Source organism: Actinophytocola oryzae, from assembly GCF_004364325.1.
GTDB lineage: Bacteria > Actinomycetota > Actinomycetes > Mycobacteriales > Pseudonocardiaceae > Actinophytocola > Actinophytocola oryzae.
The window spans coordinates 1-1,495 of record NZ_SOCP01000049.1 but is presented as its reverse complement, the minus strand read 5'-3'; the positions used below and the strand labels follow the sequence as shown (position 1 = coordinate 1,495).

1 protein-coding gene is annotated in these 1,495 nt (G+C 64.1%); it reads left to right on the top strand.

Going from position 1 to position 1,495, the window contains the following annotated elements; all coding sequences use genetic code 11:
- The first annotated feature begins 94 nt into the window (after nt 1-94).
- A complete protein-coding gene (locus CLV71_RS47360; protein WP_208298080.1) occupies nt 95-1,468 on the top strand; it encodes an IS701 family transposase in 1,374 nt (457 codons plus the stop codon).
- Nucleotides 1,469-1,495 lie beyond the last annotated feature (27 nt).

Below are 1,495 nucleotides of genomic sequence, written 5' to 3'. Positions count from 1 at the left end.
TAGTACGGCAGCCGCAGTTTGGTGATCTTTGCTGGTCAGAGGCTTGACTAGGCCCGAGTGATCATGGAAGCAGCCGCCTCATGATCATCAAGTTGTGACGCAAGAAGATCGTGAGGCGGCTGCGGCTGTCATCGTAGAGGGTGAGCGGGCGGTGGCGAATCTCGGCGTGTTGCACGGCCGGTTGAGACCGTGTTTCGCGCGGAGGAAGCCGTTTGAGCAGGCTGGGAAGTACATGGCTGGGTTGATGAGTGATCTGCCACGCAAGAACGGGTGGACCATCGCCGAGCATGTCGGGGACGAGACGCCAGATCGGACGCAGCGGCTGCTGAATCAGGCGGTGTGGGATCACGACCGTGTCCAGGGTGTGGTGCGACGGTTCGTGGTCGAGCAACTCGGTGATCAGTCGTTGCGGGTGGGAGCGCTGGATGAGTCCGGTCAGGAGAAGCAGGGAGAATCGACCGCGGGCACCAAACGGCAGTACATGGGCTGCGCGGGCCGGGTCGCGAACGGCGTGAACACGGTCTACTGCTCCTACGCCACTCCAGGCGGGCACGCGCTGATCGGCGCCCGCATCTACGTGCCCGAAGAACAACTCGCCGACGTCGAGCGCCGCAAGGTGTTGGGTATCCCGGCCACGGTGGTGTTCAGGACCAAGTCGCAGTTGGCGCAAGATCTTCTCGCGGACATGATCGCCGACCGCACGGTCCCGCCGTGGATCGCCGGCGACGAGGTCTACGGCCGGGCTGGGAAACTCCGCGCTTTCTTGGAAGACCACGGGATCGGGTATGTGATGCGCGTCGGGTGCGCCTTCACCATCGAGGTCAGGTCCGGTCATCGGATACGTGCTGACACCGCTATGACCACACATTTGTCCGGCCGCAAGAACAGGAAGCGGTGGCAGGTCTGCTCGGTGACCGGCTCAAAGGGCGAACGCGCTTACGCCTGGGCCTGGCTGGCGACCACCAGCCCACGCCACTACCTGCTGATCCGCAAACACCTGTCCACTGGGGAGTTGGCCTACCACTACTGTCACATCCCGGCTGGCCAACCCGACACGCTGATGACCCTGGTCCGTGTCGCGTGTTTGCGTTGGCCGGTCGAGGAAGGGTTCGAGTTCGGCAAAGACCACTTCGGACTCGACCACTCCCAAGTCCGCCTCTACACCGCGCTGCTGCGCCACATCGTGCTCACTCTGGCCGCGCTCGCGGTCTGCGCCATCACCGCTGCCCAAGCCAAAACCCGTGCGCCAGCACCGATCCTGCCCACCACACCCGACGAACAGCCACCCGAGGACCTCGGCCTGATCGCACTCACCGTCGCCGAGATCAAACGACTCTTCACCCTGGTCACCCGCCGGCATCTACCCAAAAGCCACCACCTGCACTGGACCTGGTGGCGACGACGCCACCAAGCCCGCGCCCGCTGGTACCACCACCGCACCCGACTACGCCGCGACCAGCAAACATAGCCAACACGGCAAACTGCGGCTGCCGTA